The 18,910-nt window shown below is 40.3% G+C and carries 16 protein-coding genes; 12 read left to right on the forward strand and 4 right to left on the reverse strand.

The window, feature by feature from the left end; all coding sequences use genetic code 11:
* Nucleotides 1–31: 31 nt before the first annotated feature.
* The 4 genes from B155_RS13810 to B155_RS0102205 are packed head-to-tail and all read right to left on the reverse strand — an operon-like array spanning nucleotide 32 to nucleotide 3,571.
* A complete protein-coding gene (locus B155_RS13810; protein WP_018126602.1) occupies nucleotides 32–772 on the reverse strand; it encodes a PspC domain-containing protein in 741 nt (246 codons plus the stop codon).
* Nucleotides 773–792: 20 nt separating this feature from the next.
* Nucleotides 793–1,383 (reverse strand): 5-formyltetrahydrofolate cyclo-ligase, encoded by a 591-nt coding sequence (locus B155_RS12780; protein WP_018126603.1) that lies wholly within the window; start codon nucleotides 1,381–1,383, stop codon nucleotides 793–795.
* Entirely contained in the window at nucleotides 1,383–2,990 is a 1,608-nt protein-coding gene (bshC, locus tag B155_RS0102200; protein ID WP_018126604.1) for a bacillithiol biosynthesis cysteine-adding enzyme BshC, read from the reverse strand. The genes B155_RS12780 and bshC overlap by 1 nt, the downstream gene beginning before the upstream one ends.
* A complete protein-coding gene (locus tag B155_RS0102205) occupies nucleotides 2,990–3,571 on the reverse strand; it encodes a bifunctional nuclease family protein (protein WP_026167145.1) in 582 nt (193 codons plus the stop codon). The genes bshC and B155_RS0102205 overlap by 1 nt, the downstream gene beginning before the upstream one ends.
* 223 nt (nucleotides 3,572–3,794) lie before the next feature.
* Here B155_RS0102205 and B155_RS0102210 point away from each other — a divergent pair, with 223 nt between their 5' ends.
* The 12 genes from B155_RS0102210 (at nucleotide 3,795) to B155_RS0102265 (ending at nucleotide 18,000) form a co-directional block, all read left to right on the forward strand.
* On the forward strand, nucleotides 3,795–4,169 hold the full coding sequence (locus tag B155_RS0102210) for an NADH-quinone oxidoreductase subunit A (protein WP_026167146.1): 375 nt from the start codon (nucleotides 3,795–3,797) through the stop codon (nucleotides 4,167–4,169).
* Between the two features lie 8 nt (nucleotides 4,170–4,177).
* Nucleotides 4,178–4,660 carry an NADH-quinone oxidoreductase subunit B gene (locus B155_RS0102215; protein ID WP_018126607.1) on the forward strand — a complete coding sequence of 161 codons (483 nt, stop codon included), beginning with the start codon at nucleotides 4,178–4,180 and terminating at the stop codon, nucleotides 4,658–4,660.
* A 3-nt stretch (nucleotides 4,661–4,663) separates the two neighbouring features.
* Nucleotides 4,664–5,176, forward strand: coding sequence for an NADH-quinone oxidoreductase subunit C (locus tag B155_RS0102220; protein WP_018126608.1), 513 nt, complete (start codon nucleotides 4,664–4,666; stop codon nucleotides 5,174–5,176).
* A gap of 11 nt (nucleotides 5,177–5,187) precedes the next feature.
* Entirely contained in the window at nucleotides 5,188–6,474 is a 1,287-nt protein-coding gene (gene nuoD / locus B155_RS0102225) for an NADH dehydrogenase (quinone) subunit D (RefSeq protein ID WP_040368135.1), read from the forward strand.
* On the forward strand, nucleotides 6,474–7,013 hold the full coding sequence (locus B155_RS0102230; RefSeq protein WP_018126610.1) for an NADH-quinone oxidoreductase subunit NuoE family protein: 540 nt from the start codon (nucleotides 6,474–6,476) through the stop codon (nucleotides 7,011–7,013). The genes nuoD and B155_RS0102230 overlap by 1 nt, the downstream gene beginning before the upstream one ends.
* Before the next feature lies 1 nt (nucleotide 7,014).
* Nucleotides 7,015–8,301: an NADH-quinone oxidoreductase subunit NuoF gene (nuoF, locus tag B155_RS0102235; RefSeq protein WP_018126611.1), complete on the forward strand. Its 1,287-nt coding sequence runs from the start codon at nucleotides 7,015–7,017 to the stop codon at nucleotides 8,299–8,301.
* A 13-nt stretch (nucleotides 8,302–8,314) separates the two neighbouring features.
* Nucleotides 8,315–10,051, forward strand: a complete 1,737-nt coding sequence (locus B155_RS0102240) for an NADH-quinone oxidoreductase subunit G (protein WP_018126612.1) — start codon at nucleotides 8,315–8,317, stop codon at nucleotides 10,049–10,051.
* Nucleotides 10,051–11,082: an NADH-quinone oxidoreductase subunit NuoH gene (gene nuoH, locus B155_RS0102245; RefSeq protein ID WP_018126613.1), complete on the forward strand. Its 1,032-nt coding sequence runs from the start codon at nucleotides 10,051–10,053 to the stop codon at nucleotides 11,080–11,082. The genes B155_RS0102240 and nuoH overlap by 1 nt, the downstream gene beginning before the upstream one ends.
* 176 nt (nucleotides 11,083–11,258) lie before the next feature.
* A complete protein-coding gene (locus tag B155_RS0102250) occupies nucleotides 11,259–11,777 on the forward strand; it encodes a hypothetical protein (RefSeq protein WP_018126614.1) in 519 nt (172 codons plus the stop codon).
* 272 nt (nucleotides 11,778–12,049) lie between these two features.
* Nucleotides 12,050–14,644 carry a TrlF family AAA-like ATPase gene (locus B155_RS0102255; RefSeq protein WP_018126615.1) on the forward strand — a complete coding sequence of 865 codons (2,595 nt, stop codon included), beginning with the start codon at nucleotides 12,050–12,052 and terminating at the stop codon, nucleotides 14,642–14,644.
* 1,238 nt (nucleotides 14,645–15,882) lie between these two features.
* Nucleotides 15,883–16,926 carry an amidohydrolase family protein gene (locus tag B155_RS12785; protein WP_018126616.1) on the forward strand — a complete coding sequence of 348 codons (1,044 nt, stop codon included), beginning with the start codon at nucleotides 15,883–15,885 and terminating at the stop codon, nucleotides 16,924–16,926.
* Between the two features lie 474 nt (nucleotides 16,927–17,400).
* Nucleotides 17,401–18,000, forward strand: coding sequence for a hypothetical protein (locus B155_RS0102265; protein WP_018126617.1), 600 nt, complete (start codon nucleotides 17,401–17,403; stop codon nucleotides 17,998–18,000).
* Nucleotides 18,001–18,910: the final 910 nt, after the last annotated feature.

Below are 18,910 nucleotides of genomic sequence, written 5' to 3' on the forward strand. Positions count from 1 at the left end.
ATCTGAACCTAAGATGGAATTATTTATTCAACTAAAAGTCGAAATCATCCATCATCTCAATAGGCTCTTTAGGCATGGCTAAGGCTAGACCAATATAAATAAGCAAGCTTGTTCCCCACCCCATTATAAACACTGCTCCAAAGATAAAACGAACAACCGTAGAGCTCAATCCAAAGTATTTAGCTAAGCCACCACATACTCCGGCAAATTTCTTATCGGTGCGTGATTTCATTAAACGGCGTGCATGGCGGTATCCAAAGCTATCCATGTCGTATGCCGCTGAGCTGGTTGATCTTGAAGATGATCTTCTTGATGATGAGGAGGAAGAAGAATCTAAATTATTCTCCAATCCACTGGTCTTCGCAAACTCTTCCGAACCGTGGATATCGTTTGTATACTTTTTGCGAGATTTTGCCTTTTTCTTTTCGGCTCTTTTGGCTTTTCGTTCTTTTCTACGATCGCCAACTAAATAACCAAAGCCAACTAAGGTTACTAGAATACCACCAATAATAGGTAGTGCTGAAATAGCGTCTACAGAAAAATTAGCTAAACCTGACCCTATGGGTAGACCTATCAATTGAAGCATGTAGGTCATTGCTATAAAAAGCATCCCAAGACCTGCAAAGGTAGAAAAGTTCCAAATGCCCTTCCCTTCATCCTTGGTTTCATCTTTAAGAAATTCCTGCATGGTTGATTGCAGTTCAAACTCTTCAAATTCTAATGTAGCCGAGCCAGTTTTTGAACCCGTTTTATTCTTCATCTGTTGTGCCATAATTTTTCTCCTGTGGCCTGCTACGCACTAATTTCGTCGTTGTTTCGCCTTAAAGTTATTTCATCTGTAATTAAAATATCAAGCTTCTCGTCGTGGTCATCAACGGGAATTTGATTCATCAGATACTCATGAAATAGTAGTCCGATTTTTGTGGCGTTTGTGGAACTTAGAAAGCGATCATAAAAGCCTTTTCCGTACCCCAGTCTATTAAATTTCTTATCGGCGGCTAGCAAAGGCACCAAGATTACATCAAACTCGCCCTGATATGGAGTGCTGCTTTTGGGTTCTAGAATGCCCCATTTATTTTCATTCAGCTCGTTCCAAGATTCCAGAGGGATATGCTGTAAAGTGCCGTCTTCGAAATTGGTAACTGGCACAATCACTTTCTTATTCTCATTCAGCAGTTCTTGAATAAGACTATGCGTCTCGATTTCATGCCGCTGGTTCATAGACACATAGCAGTGAATTCGCTCAGCCTTTAAAAACTCAGGTAGTTGCTTTAGCTCATCCACAATCTGCTTCGATCTCCTACTCCACGTCTCGGCATTCATATCCATACGGATATCTAATAGGCGGGCTCTTAGAGCCTTCTTTTCTTTTGAAATTTCCATCAAAGTTTGATCAAATGATGTTTATCTAGTTCCAAATCATCGTCACTATAAAGCTCTATTATTTCATCCCAAATATCTAATCCGTATTTGTTCATGAAATAAATGAATGAAACCATACGCTCTTGAAGCCCATTTTCTGGATATAACTGAGCCTTAATTTTGTGAATGCGCTGAATATTCGTTTGCTCCTGCTGCTTGATTGAACGGTACACTTTGCCCTTCAGCTTATTGAGTTCATTCTCAAAAGTTGAAACCGTTTTACCAACGGTAGCATCTAGGGAACCATCCATAGATTTGATAAGCTCATGGGGTTCTTCCGAAGCCGACGCTAAACCACTCTTCCAATTATTAAAGAGCCCTTCCACATCAATGTCTTCTGATTTCTTAGCATACTCCGATTCTAGATCTTCTATCCTTTCTCCATATCTATGAAATTCAAAAGGGATTTTATCCATAATACGATCTATGCCCGACTCTATGAGAGTAGCACTAAATCTTGGGAAAATCACAGGCATCTCAAGATCAAAATGAGGATACAGTTCTTTCATCTGTGCATAGTAGGCCACCTCACCTGGTCCAGCTACATACCCCAAGGTGGGTAATAACTGATCTTGAATCACTGGGCGTAGAAATACATTTGGTGAAAACGATTCCGGTGCATTCTCAATCGTTTCTTTTAATTCTGAAGTAGACCATTTTAAATGACCAGCACTCCACCCTTCTGCTTCTTTCTCAATCTTAAGCCTGCCCTTTTCCTTATCTATATAGAAGAGATTGGTAGACCCTACATGAACCTGTGCATGAAAGTCATTCTCTATAGCTTCAGATTGAGTTTGAAGAGCAGTTAAAATTTCCTCGGATTTATCTACCGAGCATAAAAAAGCCGGTGCAACTATTTCTTTGATCTCTTTATAATTACTACCGGCAATAAGTAAACCATGTTTTCCAAACAGCTTGTCCATCATTTGTGCGAAGGCAGCTGCAAATGTTTGCCCCGTGCTACAACAGGTCGTAAATAGATCCCAGATTGCATCTGAAAAATCTGTCTCTGGCATTTCTTCCTGAAGTTCTTCCATTAGCGTACTAATGGAGTCTTCTATTTTCAGATCCGCTACAGGTTCACCATTCGATGTAGCTTGATATTCAAACTTTTTAAAATCTGTATTCCCTGGAATTCCAACCCATGCAATTTCTTCGAAATCATGGTCTTCATCCGCCAACCAAAAAACGGGAACTACAGGTCTACCCAGTTTGGATTCCCATTCACGAGCCAATAATATAGTGGTTAAGGTTTTGTAGATGGTAAATAAAGGTCCACCATATACTCCTAATTGTTGCCCAGTAACCACCGCTAATGCATTTTTATTCTCAAGCTTCTTAAGAGCAACTTCTTGGTTAATACCCAAGGTAGTGTGATAGCTTTTTAGGGCTTTTATATTCTGAGCATGCGAATCGCCATATGGGGTACGCTCCGCTCTTAACTGAATATCTTCGTTTGAAAGCGGGTTGTAATTATAGAAGGATGAGAGCTTGCTATAGTCGTGGATATAAGTTTTGAAAAGCTTCGAAAATGGAAGCTTTTCAAAGGTGTAAGACTCTTTATTCACTAATTTGCCTTTAATTTTTGGATACTATCTCTCAGCTTAGCTGCTTTTTCGTAGTTCTCAGATTCAATAGCTTGTTTTAGAGCTTCTTGTAGTTCATCTAAGCGAGAGAGTTCTTGTTCTACCGGTTCCTTGTGTTCAACATTTAAGGCTTCTTCTAACGTAGATGGTTCTGGCTCGGTTGAGATACCTGCCTCATTTAATACCGTATCGTTTACATAGATATCAGTACCAAATCGAACAGCTAAAGCGATTGCGTCGCTTGGCCTTGCATCTATTTCAATAGTTTCGCCCTCACGTTGCAGCACGATTTGTGCATAAAACGTTCCATCCGATAAATCATTGATATGGATATGTTGAACTTCGGCATTCACACTAAGCACAAAATTCTTCAGTAAGTCGTGCGTCATAGGCCGTGGAGGCTTAATATTCTCAAGCTCTAAGGCGATAGCTTGTGCTTCAAACGATCCTATAATAATTGGTAGCCGACGGTTACCAGACGCTTCTGAAAGTATGAGCGCGTATGCGCCCCCACTACTTGGGCTTGTAGACAACCCTAATATTTCCATTAAAACTTTGCTCAAGCTCTTTTCTCTTTTGGTGGATTTTGAGTGTAAATGTAGTGATTTTATTTTAAGTCTTAAACTTAGGTTGGCTATCAATTCGACGAATCTATTTAGATTCATTCTTAATAAAAAAACATGCCCCTATAAAGTAAATTTAAGCATATATTCACGCCCGATTTCATTGACATTACCAAACAATGCGCCTAACTTTTGGGCCATAAAATGTGATCTAAATAAGTCTATGCTCGACAGTTATTTTCCTATTCTAATTCTTACAGCAATCGCAATTGTACTTGCATTGCTCTTAATGACATTATCTCGAATTCTCGGGCCATTCAGACCAAATAAGCACAAATTGAATCCATACGAGAGTGGCATGGACCCTGTGGGTGAAGCACGAGAGCGTTATTCAATCAGCTTTTACTTGGTTGCGATGGAGTTCATCGTATTCGATCTCGAAGTAGTGTTTATCTATCCATGGGCCGTTAGGTATTTAGATCTAGGCTTGGGAACGTTCATTTCCATGATGGTATTCATAACTATACTACTTGTGGGTCTTCTTTATACACTTAAGAAAGGCACGCTCGATTGGGATCTCAAAACAAATAAAATTTAAGTTATACAATGGGTATTGAATCAGCATTAGGCGAAGGTTATTTAACCACCCGCTTAGACAAATTAATTAATTGGGGTAGAGCAAACGCAGCTTGGCCAATGCCAATGGGTTTAGCCTGTTGTGCTATTGAGATGATGGCATTTGCTGGACCTAAATACGATGTTTCTAGATTTGGTTCTGAGGTATTCCGTTTCTCTCCTCGCCAAAGCGATGTAATGATTGTTGCCGGTTGGACGACTTACAAAATGTCGCACGCTATCCGCAGAATTTGGGATCAAATGCCGGATCCAAAGTGGTGTATTGCTATGGGTGCTTGTGCATCTACGGGTGGTATGCACCGTTGCTACGGGGTTGTACAAGGTGTAGACAATTTCTTACCTGTTGATGCATACATCTCAGGATGTCCTCCTCGCCCAGACGCGGTTATTCATGCATTAATGAAGATCCAAGACAAAATTAAAACTGAACACTCTGTTCTCCTAGATACCTAATCGATGAGTTTAGAATTAAATGAGACTTTACAGGCTGTAGTTGATGGTTTATCAGAAAACTTTTCTGATAAGTTAATCGAGGTCTACCAATCAAGCGGTGATACTTTTGTGCGCGTTGAAGCAGATGCCATCGTTGAAGTGTGTAAATACCTAAAAGAGTCGCAGCACTTCATTTTACTGTGCGACATTTTTGGCAACGATCGCTACACTTCTGAAGAACGCTTTGAAGTTATTTACAACCTATTGAACCTAAGAACTCAAACTCGACTTTTCCTTAAAACACGTGTTGAGGAAAAAGATCCAGTTTTAGATTCCGTTGTTGAAGTATGGCCAGCGGCTGGATGGAACGAGCGTGAAGTTTATGACATGTTTGGGGTTCGTTTTGAAAACCACCCAGACTTACGCAGAATTTATATGCCTGAAGACTTCGACTACTTCCCACTTCGTAAAGAGTTTCCTCTTCTGGGTATTCCAGGTTCTATTGAATTGCCGAACACAACACCAGATACGGAGTAAGGCATATGAAAATGAAAGACATTAATAGTAAAGTAAATCCTCAATTCCAGGAACTGCACCAACGCAGTATCTACCAAAGTCTTGAAGACAAACATACTACCGTTGAAGAATTAGCTGGCGATGACCCTTTAAATGCCAAGATGATTCTGAACATGGGTCCTCAGCACCCTGCAACACACGGTGTACTTCGTTTAGTGCTTCAGTTGAACGGTGAGACTATTGAAAAAACCAAACTTGATATTGGTTACCTCCACCGTGGTGTTGAGAAAATTGCAGAGAATAAGACTTACCAAGAATTCATGCCATACACCGATCGCATGGATTACTTATCACCTTATAGTAACAACGTAGCGTTATGCTCGGCGGTTGAAAAAATTGCAAGTGTAGAAGTACCAGAGCGTGCTCATTACATCCGAATGATTGGTTGCGAGCTAGCTCGTATATCCTCTCACCTACTTTGGTTAGGAACTATGGTTATGGATGCGGGTGCTATTTCATTCTTTATCTGGACCTTCAGAGAGCGTGAAAAGATTTACGATATCATGGATCAGATTGCTGGCCATAGATTTACCGTATCTCATGCTCGTGTGGGTGGAGTTGCGAACGATTTAACAAGCAGCGCAACAGCCATCATTAAAGAGTTTATTGAGAAGTTCCCTAATGAGCTTAAAGACTGGCATAAACTGCTAGATCGTAACAGAATTTTTATTGATCGAAACGAAAACGTGGGTGTTCTTGAAACAGAACGTGCACTTGGCTTAGGAGCTACGGGTCCTGTACTTCGTGCTTCGGGTTTCGCTGTTGATCAACGTATCATCTCGCCATATGCAAGATACGACCAAGTTGAGTTTGAAGTGCCTACACGTATGGAAGGCGACAACTTAGCGCGATACTTTGTGCGTATGGAAGAGATGCAAGAAAGTATTCGCATTATTCGCCAGTGTTTAGACAAACTACCAACAGGTCCTATTCGCTCGAATAACGCAAAACATGCCTACCCATCCAAAGATGAAGTTTATTACTCGATGGAAGGTATGATTCATGACTTTATGATGACTGATACGGGTATCTGCCCTCCTGCAGGTGCGGAATGTTATCATGCGGTTGAGTCACCAAAAGGTGAACTCGGATATTACATCCAAAGTGATGGCACAGGTCATCCATGGAGAATCAAAATTAACACTCCATCCTTCCGTAACCTTCAAGTACTAGAAAATATACTTGATGGCGAAATGGTTGCCGATACTGTAGTAGTAATTGGTGGAGTTGATCCGGTAATGGGAGAAGCAGACAAATAATGGCAAATACGTACGAATTTACTCCTGAAGACTTACAAGAAATTGAGGAAATAAAAGCAAAATTTCCTGAGGTAATGCCTGCTACCCTACCAACGCTATGGGTAGCACAACGTCGTTTCGGACATGTTGAGCCTGAAGTTCAGCATTTAGTAGCCGAAACTTTAGGATTACCGGTTTCACACGTACACGGTGTAGCAACTTTCTACACACAGTACTACAAAAAGAAAATGGGTACTTATGTATTAGACGTATGTACCACTACGAGTTGTCAGCTTTGTGGCGGATATGAAATGCTTCGCCACTTAGAGAACAAACTTGGGATTAAAGCAGGTGAGACTACCGACGACGGTATGTTCAGTATTCAATCTGTTGAGTGTTTAGGCGCATGTGGATATGCACCGATGATGCAGATTACGAACGACGTTTACGTAAACAATCTCACTGAAGAGAAATTAGATGAGGTAATTGAAAGCTTAAAAGCTGGAAAGATGCCAGAATTTGAATCTGTGGGCATGCCACAACACAAAGAAAGGAGCTAAGATGTCGTTTGATTGGAAATCCTATACTCCTGTTATAATACCTGATATCCCAAATCTCCATGAGATTGATGTATATATCAAAAATGGTGGTTATGACGAACTAAAGAAAGTTGTAACAGGGTCTGATTGGACTCCGGAAAGCGTTGTAAACGAAGTGAAAGCGGCGAACATTCGTGGCCGAGGTGGTGCTGGTTTCAACGCGGGTTTAAAATGGTCGTTCATGCCAAAGCCAGATGGCGGTCCTCGTTATCTTGCATGTAATGGTGATGAATCGGAACCAGGTACCTTCAAGGATCGCAAAATCTTTGAGTACAACCCTCACCTCTTTATTGAAGGTGCTTTGATAGCTGCTTACGCTATGCAAGTATCCACCATCTATGTTTATATCCGTGGCGAATACCGCTCTTGGATTCTAATGATGGAAAAAGCCCTTAAAGACGCTTACGACAAAGGCTTTATTGGTAAAAATTTATTCGGAACTGATTTTAGTGTCGACTTCCACGTTACCGGTGGTGCTGGTGCATACATCTGTGGTGAGGAAACTTCGATGTTAGAATCTCTTGAAGGTAAGCGTGGTTATCCACGTGTGAAGCCTCCCTTCCCTGCTCAAAAAGGATTATGGGGACGCCCAACAACCATCAACAACATTGAGACGCTAGCGAATGTGCCTCTTGTAATTAAGAATGGTGCCGATTGGTTCAAGAATATTGGAGCTGAAACACACCCTGGTCCCGTACTATATGGTATCTCAGGGCATGTAAATCGCCCGGGCGTATATGAACTACCAACAGGTATGCCCATCCACACTTTGATTAATGAAGTAGCTGGTGGAATGAGAAATGGCAAGAAACTAAAAGGACTTATTCCAGGCGGTTCTTCTACCCCTATTCTACGTGGCGACGCTCTCGATGGCGTGTGCATGGATGCCGATTCCCTACGTGAAGCAGGCTCTATGATGGGTACTGCAGGTATGATTGTAATGGACGAAGACACCGATATGGTTGAAATGCTTTGGAGAATCTCCCATTTCTACCACCATGAGTCGTGTGGCCAATGTACGCCATGCCGTGAAGGAACCGGTTGGTTAGAAAAGATTTTACTTAAAATCAGAGATGGTGAAGGAGAAATCAGAGATTTAGATCTGCTTCTCGATTTAACCACGCAAATGGAAGGACGTACGATTTGTGCACTCGCTGATGCAGCTGCATGGCCTGTACGCCATACCATCAATCGCTTTAGAGATGAATTTGAAGCAAAGTGCAAGAAAAGCACTTTCGCTATAGCTTAAAAAATACGCATTCATGTCAGAAATATTTATAGACGGGAAACGATACGAATTTGAGGGCAAGCCTAAATTGCTCCAATTCATTTTGGATAATGGTAAAGAAGTACCCTTCTTCTGCTACCACCCTTCCATGAGCGCTCCGGCCAACTGCCGCCAGTGTTATGTGAAAGTGGGCCTACCAGTTAAGAACCAAAAAACTGGTGAGTATGAATTGGACGAAAACGGCGAACGAGTAATTCGTTGGTTCCCTAAGATGCAAACTTCTTGTAGTATGGAAATGACCGATGGTATGGTTGTTCACACACAAGAAACCAGTGAAGAAGTGGCTCGAGCTCAAAAAGATACGATGGAGCTCATTCTGATTAATCACCCACTCGATTGCCCTATTTGTGATCAAGCTGGTGAGTGTCCACTTCAAATTCAAACGTACAAATACGGACCTGAAGGCAGTAGATTTGAAGTTAAGAAAGTACACAAGCCTAAACGTGTTGAATTAGGCCCACGTGTTACTCTCGATGCCGAGCGTTGTATCAACTGTACGCGTTGTGTGCGTTTCACCGAAGAAATTTCTGAGACTTTCCAACTAACGATTGCTTCTCGTGGTGACAAAAACTACCCAATTACAGCTCCGGGCACTCAGTTCGACGACCCTTACTCTGTAAACACGGTTGATATTTGTCCTGTTGGAGCACTTACTTCTACCGATTTCCGCTTTAAAGCGCGTGTATGGGAAATGAACCAGACGCCAAGCATCGATATTACTGGTGGAAAAGGCACGAACATCGATCTATGGACTCGTGATAACTTAATCATGAGAATTACACCTCGTTTTAACGAAGCTGTAAACAACCACTGGATGCCTGATGCCGCTCGTGAAGCATACCGCAAGTTTAACGAGAAGCGCGTTTCAAGACCGTCTATCAAAGTAGATGGCGACAACCAAATTAAGACTTCATGGAATAACGCTGTTGAGACTTTTGCCGAGACTTTAGAAGGTGCAAAACCAGCAGATGTTCTTATTCTAGGTAGTGCACATGCATCGCTTGAAGAGAACTACACGCTTATGAAATTCTTCAATACTTGGGGAGCTTCAAACTTTAAGTTTGTTCCTCATATCGTTGAAGGTTTTGGCGACGACTTCCTTCTTACTGACGACCAAGCTCCAAACACTCAAGGGGTTAAGGCATTGGGTTATGAAGCACTTGCTGAAGGTGATTTAAAGACTGCTATTTCAGCCGCTAAAGTAGTAGTGCTACTCAACGACGAGCTTGTTGACCGTGGCGCATTATCTGCGAGCGACCTAAGCAATGCTTATGTAATCAACTTAGCGACTAATGAAACGGAAACTTCAGCTGTAGCTGATCTTGTGATCCCGATCACATGCATCGCTGAGCATGCAGCAAGTTACGTGAATGTTGACGGACGAGTGCAACGCTCATTCCCAGCTAAAGAAACTAAGTACACCCATCGTAAGCTAAATCTTGAGATGTCGGAAGGCCGACTAGATCGATTTGGCACTAATTACGACAACTGGGTGAATGAAGACAACAAAGTAGATTGTATTCCAGCATGGGAGCTTGTTAGCAAGTTAGCCAACAGAATGGGAATGGATCTTGAGTTTGAATCCTCTCGCGAAATCATGGATGAAATCGCGGCTAAAGTATCTGACTTTGCCGGCATCAACTATGAACGCATGGACGAAGAGAATGGCGTAAGCATAACCGGAACTACTAAAGAAGAGGTATCTGCATAATGAATCCTGGAGTATTAGAAATAGGCGCTCTTGCTATACCAACATGGACTTTAGTACTTGCTGTGGGGATGATCAGTTACCTTAACTCAGCGGCTATCTTAGTATATGCTGAACGTCGAGTTGCGGCTTTCATTCAAAACCGAGTAGGTCCAAACCGTGTAGGTCCATTTGGCCTTATGCAACCTCTTGCCGATGTATTAAAGCTTCTACTTAAAGAAGATGTAACCCCAACGCATGGATACAAAGTATTACATGCTGTAGCTCCGATGATTCCAGTGGTAACAGCATTACTATCCGTAGCTGTAATTCCATTTGGTGAAGGCCTGTATGTAACCGATATCAACGCTGGGGTGCTATATATCTTAGCGGTGGCTTCATTAGGTGTGTATGGTGTAACGCTAGCAGGTTGGGCGTCGAACAGTAAGTATTCTCTTTTAGGGGGACTTAGAGCAGCGGCTCAGATGATTAGTTACGAATTACCAATGGGTATGGCTGTAGCATCTGTAATCTTGATGACGGGCTCACTCAGCATGGTGGACATCGCTGAATCACAAAGCATGATTTGGAATGTATTTGTGAACCCATTAGGTGCCATCATCTTCATTATTTGTGCATTCGCTGAATCTAACCGTACTCCTTTCGATTTAGTGGAAGCTGAGCAGGAACTTGTAGGTGGTTTCCACACCGAATATAGCTCTATGAAGTTCGGTATGTTCTTCCTTGCGGAATACATGCACGTATTCATCGGAAGTATCCTAATTACCACCTTCTTCTTCGGTAGCTACCACTTACCATTCGCGGATCTTTATATCCCTGAAGACATGAACATGTGGCTGAAAGGACTCCTTGATGTATCAGTCTTTACTGTAAAAGTAGTATTCTGGTGCTTCGTGTTTATCTGGGTTCGTTGGACTATCCCAAGATTCAAGTACAACCAAGTGATGAAGCTAGGTTGGGCACGACTACTGCCACTTAGTATCATCAACTTTATGGTGATTGCCATCTTTATGTATGCTTACCATAACATGTAATAAGCATTCAAGAACTTTAAAGCCTCTATGTTGTCATAGGGGCTTTTTTTATGGCACCTCTACCCTTCTGTATCGCATGAATTGCCTAACCCGAAGATGTGATAGAGCAAGCCAAAATTCGAAGCTACATTAACGCAAGATCTTAACACAGATCATCAACATAAACGGAGAACGTCATGAAATCACTACATAAACATCTACTATTTGCCAGTTTACTTTTACTACAAGCATGTACCATTACCAACGAAGGTCCACAAGGCCCACGCGGTAACGACGGTGCCGATGGCGTTCAAATCTACTCAAGCACCAGCGATATCTTTGCGAACGACTTCGACATTGTAGACGAGTTCGTATCCATCAATGAATTTGAGTGGGATATCCTTGATGAAGAAACGGTGGATTACGGCTTAGTGATGGGTTACATCCAATTTGATGGCACTACGTCGTGGCATGCACTTCCATTTAGCACTCCATTCGAAAACGATATCGTGAACCTACGTTATGTATTCGATATCAACAGTTTTGATTTAGTGCTGGAAGGCGAAGTGGCGAATAACAACGAAGCCAATGAAGACCTATTTGATGGAGATCTATTACGCGTGGTAGCCATCCCTCCTTCGCTGATCATCAAAGCCAAAGGTTTCGATCATCGTAACTACGATGCCGTTAAAGAAGCTTACGGTTTAAAAGACTAAGCCCTTCTGAGCTTTTATTATTATTTGTTCTATCCGAAAGCCCATGTACTCACATGGGCTTTTTTAATGCAAGGAATACTCACCTCTCCCTAAACTATATTTTACAATACCCTTTCGCTTAAGTCCCTATTTCAGCTTTGAAGTTAATAGAGGATTCATTTTATTGTTGAAAATATTAGGGATAACAGGAACTGTAATTAAATAGTTAACTCAAAATGTTATAGCATTGCTGTACCCAATTTGAAAAAGATAGATGCAATTAAATATTGATAATGGATAAAATGGAAAAAGGTTCTGAATGGCGAAAGTGGGATTTACACTTTCACACACCATCTTCTTATGACTATGGAGATAAGTCTGTAAACAATCAAGAAATTATAGATGAGTTAGCAAATAATTCAATTTCAGTAGTTGCAATTACAGATCATCATATTATTGATATAGAAAGAATCGTTGATTTACAGAAACTTGGTGCTAAAAAAGGAATAACTGTTTTGCCGGGAATCGAATTTCTATCAGATGCTAAAGGGAAAGTACCTATTCATTTTATCGGAATATTCTCAGAGACTTGTAACCTCGAATATGTTTGGGGACAAATTGAAAATAAAACTAGCATTTCGAGAATTAAAGGAGAAGGAAAGAAACATAATGAAGTCTATTGTCACCTAGATAATACTATCGATTTAATACATGAATTAGGCGGGTTAGTAACAATTCATGCAGGAGAAAAATCCAATAGTATTGAAAATATTACGCATTCTTTACCACATGGAGAAGCACAAAAAACAGAAATAGCTGAAAAGATTGATTTCTATGAACTTGGTAAGGTCGATGACAAAAAGGGATATATTGATGTAGTGTTTCCAGCGATTAAAAAGCATATACCGATGATAATATGCTCTGATAATCACAATATCAGAAAATATGTTCTGAAAGAAGGCTGTTGGATAAAGGCAGATACAACTTTTGAAGGGTTGAAGCAGGTTGTTTTCGAGCCTAAACAAAGAGTTAGAATACAATCATTGAAGCCACATCAAAAAGCAGGTTATCAGGCCATTGAATCTGTCAAAATTTCCCATAGCAGTTTTCATCCTCAAACCATACACCTTAATCAGAATTTGAATTCAATAATTGGCGGAAGGTCTACAGGTAAATCAATATTGTTGGGATCAATTGCTAAAAGACTGAATTGTGATAAAGATGTCAAAACTGATAATATGGATTATTCCAATTTTGTCAGTGAAGTAGCAGATAATATAACGGTCATATGGAAGGATGGAACAGAAAATGATGACCGAGATATTGAGTACTTCCCCCAAAGCTACATGTATACATTAGCAAAAAACAAGAACAAGGAGCTCGATAGACTAATTGAAGGAATTATTAAACAAGACCATGAAAAGAATCAACTGATTTCAAATTATGAAATATTTAGTAGCGAGAATAATACAGATATCACAAATAAGGTCAATAAAATATTTCAACTGCTTGAAGATTTAAACAAAAGGAAAATCCTAATTAAGGAGAAAGGTGATAAAAAAGGAATCGAATCTGAAATTGAAAAACTAAATAAAGAATTACAAGAATTAAAAAGTAAATCTAAAATTTCAGATGAAGACTTGGAAAAGTATTCCAAACTCAAAGGGGAAAGAGATGAAATTTCAAAATCGAACGAGTTCTTTAACGATGAGATTTCGCGAATAGAAAATCTGAAAGAAAAGTTTTTCATAGCCAAGGAGATAGATTATGACTTAGTCTCTTTATCAGAAGATAATCGACAAATTATCAAATCAAAGTTTGATGATTTAAAGGCAAAGTTTCAGAAAGAATGGAATGCGGAGATTGATAAAATTCAAGCTGAAAACAGGTCTTCGAAAGACAAAAACCTAGAAAGAATAAAACAAATTGAGGCTGACCAGCTATTCATTAAAGGATTAGAAGCTTTTCAAAACAACCAACAGTACAGGGAAGTTGAAACTAAGTTAAAAATTCAAAAAGATAAGCTTGCTGATATTCTAGTAATTAAGAAAGAAATTGACAAGCTAAAAGAACAAATTGAGACGTTCAAAAGATTTATACAAGAGTCGCATCGTCAATACTTAACAAAAATTGAATCAATAAAGGAAGATTTGAGCATCTCAAGAGATAAACTAGGAATAAACGCATTTGCTAGATTAAATGTAGAAAGTTATAAAAGTCTGCTCTACAGGAGCATTAATCAACAAAGCAATCAAGGTCAAAACATTGTATCAGTAGATTTAAAGAATGTAGAAGAATACTTTAAGTCTGTAAACCAACTGTTTGAAAAGCTACTTGATAAAGCAATAACCTTAAAGCAACAATATTCGCATAGTACTCTATGTAATGAACTAATGGCGACTAATCATTTCGAGATTTCGTACAGTATCGTTTACGATGATATTTTCAATCAGATGTCTGAAGGTAAAAAGGCATTCGTTGTTTTACTCCTACTACTTGATTTTAGCACTAAAGATTGCCCAATATTGATTGACCAACCAGAAGACGACTTGGACAATCGTGCCATTTTCAAGGATTTAGTTGCCTACCTAATAAAAAAGAAAAAGCAAAGGCAAATAATTTTGGTTACACACAACCCTAATATAGTCGTTGGTGCAGACTCAGAATTAATCATAGTGGCAAATCAAAATGGAACAGATTCACCAAATAAAAATGGTGTCAAATTCCAATATGTTTCAGGAAGTCTTGAGAATACGAGAGAATTGGATAACGCAATTAAGATAACTTTAGATTCACAAGGTATAAAACAACACGTTTGCGAAATCCTTGAAGGCGGCAATGAAGCGTTCAAGCAGCGAGAACGAAAATATGCGATCCTTATGAATTAGAAAGTGATTGATTCAAGTACATTGCAATCCTCGTTCCTGCGGTTGCAAAGAGCTTTCACGACAGGCATGAATGAAAATGAAAAAAGCACGAAACCCACAGATCTTTTAAGTTTGTAACTTGAAAGATCCATCAAAGGAAGTCTCCTGACTTCCATCACCTTCTCATCTTTATGAAACTACATTCCTCTCCTCCCCAACACCCTCTTAGGAATGCCTACTAGAAGCTCTAGCTTCACAACCACTACGTTTATTTCATGTAAAAGGAAGAATAAACTAAGATTCCCTGTCTGACGAACCATCGGCATCTATACATATCAACGCCTTTACTTAGTATCCGATGGGAGGAGTTTGGAATCTTATTGACCTTTTGTGCACTTTTGGGTCAAGCCAAAAGTGTAGCCCTATACTTAGCTTTGAGCAGTACATTAATTGAGATCCTTCGTATAGCAACTCATCTGCGTCACTTACACATACCTCACCCCTTTTGTGTGGACAAAAGGGGTGCAAAAACCACCGGCTAGGAATTTCTCCGGGCGTTCCTTAGCCGCGTCAGGCATAACATCCAATTCCTCCCTCCCGACTCTAACGGGATCGGGAGGTCGGCGCATGTTCTGCTTTTCTGACGCTATGCAAAAAGAACGCTATTCCTACTTAATTCCAATGCCGGGAATGGTGGGAGGCTTGTAGTTTTATCAGGGTACTAATGAAAACCTTTAGATATCTCCCTTCGGTCGATATGACAAAGAAATAAGAACCACCTGTTTTGTCACTTCGAGTGGATACGAGAAGTCGATAGAACTTTTACAACGTTCCTATTTCACTCACTTGCCCTTTTACTCAACAACGCCGTCATCCTGGACAGCGTAACGAAGTGCAGCGTGATTCAGGATCTTAAGTTGGCTTTGAATGTCTACTAGGGCTCTTCCCAATTCGTTGTTTATAAGCCCATGCAACTCAAAGAATTTTCCCCTATAGATCCTGTCCGCCAGCTGGCAAGTTCAGGATGACCCTGAGTGAGTTATGATGAATCTACCTTCCTAATACCACCTCTATCGTCATGCTGAACGGTAGTAGTTGGATAGAACCTATGTTAGCTTTGAAGTTAAAAAAGAATTATTCATTTTAGCCCGGTAAAAATGAGGGATATCAGCAACTAACATTAAACTTGTACTTGGGGTAACAGGAGCTCTCTTTGTGTGTTAAGCCCATGGTGTGCGCAAGTTTGAATACTTACAAATATGAAAAAAAATAGAAATACAATACTCCTTTTCTTGGTCGGGACCATTCTTTTCTCAACGGGCATTATTCATTTAACTACACAAGATAAAGCGTTGCCTATTATTGATATGCATTTCCACGCCTTATACGCTAATGCATACGGCAATGAACCAACAGCCCTTTCTACCCCTATTGAAACGAACTATCCAGTACACGATTTTTCCAAATCTTATGAGCAAACCTGGTTGGAATGGTTGAAAGATCCGAATCGAGAAAACCTAAGTTGGAGTGCTAAGGACGATGCTGATCTGAAAAAACAAACTTTCGAATTGCTCGAAAAGTATAATATCTATGCCATCATGAACGGGAATGAGGAGATCTTAAGAGATTGGCAAAAAGATATGCCCGATCGGATTACCCCCGCGCTCTGGTATTCTCAATATTTAGGCTCAGAACCACCCATCGACAGTGTGAAACTTTGGTTTGAACAAGGTAAATATGAAGTCTTTGCTGAGCTAGCTACTCAGTATGATGGCAAGAGTCCTGACGACCCTTCCTTGGAACCCTATTTTGCTTGGGCTGAGGAAAATGATATTCCGGTGGGTATTCATATTGGTACCGGTCCTCCTGGCTCCCCCTATTTAACGGGCAGTCCAAATTATAGAGCAAGACTGCACAGCCCAATGGCTTTAGAAGAGGTTCTGGTCAAACATCCCAAGCTAAGAGTTTGGATTATGCACGCGGGTTGGCCAATGTTAGATGAAACCATGGCTGTATTATTTGCGCACCCTCAAGTATATGTGGACATAGGAATCATAAGCCATTTAAATTCAAGAAAAGAATTCCATAGTTACTTGAAGAGGATTGTGGAAGCCGGTTTTGGCAAACAAGTCATGTTTGGCAGTGATTATATCGTATGGCCAAAGGCACTTGAAGTCTCTATTGAAAGTGTTACAGATGCTGATTTTCTTACGGAAGCTCAAAAGAGAGATATACTTTATAACAATGCTGCTAGATTTTTAAAACTGAGCCAAGAAGAAATAGATAGGCATCACGGGAAATAAAAACTGTGGGCTATATGGTATAAATGGAATGGCGCAAGTATTCACTTGTGCCATTTTTTGTTTCATCTCGTTCCCAACGAGGACGTTGAGAACGCATACTAGAAGCTCCTATTTCACTTATATGCCCAAACACTTAAAACGACGTCATCCTGGACAGCGTAACGAAGTGCAGCGTGATTCAAGATGACCTTAGGTGCGTATTGATGTGTCTACCTTCCTAATACCACCCCTATCGTCATGCTGAACTTGATTCAGCATCTGTGTAAGCTTACCCTCTTAAGGTAGGGTACCAATCCATTAACTCTACAGATCCTGTCCGCCAGCTGGCGAATCAGGATGATCCTAGGTGAGTTTTGATGGGTTTGAAATAATCGCTGATTTATTCATTTTAACCGAGTTGTTTTAGAAATCAGACCTGATTAAAAAGGTATTTACATATTATTAGGTCATATCGCTTCACTCCAAAAATGAACTATGAAAGAAAAAATAGCTTGGAAGAATGTAATCGTTGATTCCCTACTGATTGTATTGAGTGTACTATTCGCACTTTTTATCAACGAGTGGAATACTGAACGGAATCAGCGAAATGAAACCACGAAGATGATGGAAAACATCCAAACGGAGATCACACAAAATCAGGTCTTATTAGATTCTTTAATCCCTTATCATGAATCGGTGTTATTAAATATTCAACAAGCGGCGATGGCCGACTCTATTGAAAGCACATTTTTTAGTAGTGGATATTTTGAAATCAATGCTGTTGCACCAAAGGGCATTATTCAAGGTAATTTGCAAAGGATAGCGTGGACTATTGCTCAAGAAGAGAACATCACTAATAGAATTTCTTATCAGAAATCACAGATTTTATTCTCTACTTATGAACAACAACAAAGAGTATTAAGAACCATTGAACGGATCATCGATATACTAAGCTCAAGAGAAATTCACCGCAAAGAACTACTCGATGAAAGTTTAATTGTACTTGCTATAGAATGGAATGAAATGATTGCTCAGGAACACGAACTGAATAGGATTTATACTCATACCTTAGAGCGGTTAAATGAATCCGATTAAATGGTGAATCATCTTGTTCCCAACGAGGACGTTGGGAATGCATGCTAGAAGCTCCAGCTTCGACTCATCTCCTATTCCATAAATCTTAGCAAGTCACAGACTTAAAACATCATTGAGGGTTGTTATTAATCTTTAGACTTCTCGTATTCACTCGAAATGACAAAGACTTTAACCAAAATTGAATCTAAGATTAATAGTCGTCCAAATTCTATCACAATTAGAATCAGGATTTATAGGATTTACTGGATGTACATGATTTATTCTGAAACCATCCTGCTAATCCCATCATCCTGAAAATCCTGATGCAAAGAACTGATGTATGGTTTTGGGTGCTCCCCAACAATGTTAGATAAGAGAAATGTGACAACTTAAAGACAAAATGAATCTAAACGCATCCAAACATTCTCAGCGTTGGATATACGAGGAATAGCCTTCATTTCCCCTTCGTTCCCAACGTCCTCGTTGGGAATGCATGCTAGAAGCTCCAGCTTCGCTTATGACGATGCCTATTTCACTTACTTGCCCAAACACTTAAAACGACGTCATCCTGGACAGCATAACGAAGTGCAGCGTGATTCAGGATTGTAGATGTCATCGAAATACCTAACATCTACAAGGATGAACCAGGGTAAGTAATGACGGGTTTGCCCCCTCAATCGATTACTTGCACATTGATACCCCTTTTGTGTGGACAAAAGGGGTGCAAAAACCACCGGCTAGGAATTTCTCCGGGCGTTCCTTAGCCGCGTCAGGCATAACATCCAATTCCTCCCTCCCAACCCTCACGGGACCGGGAGGTCGGCGCATGTTCTGCTTTTCTGACGCTATGCAAAATGAACGCTATCCCTACTTAATCCCAATGCCGGGAATGGGTGGAGGCTTGTAGTTTTATCAGAGTACTTTGTATGGA

Origin of the sequence: Balneola vulgaris DSM 17893 (assembly GCF_000375465.1) — a bacterium.
GTDB lineage: Bacteria > Bacteroidota > Rhodothermia > Balneolales > Balneolaceae > Balneola > Balneola vulgaris.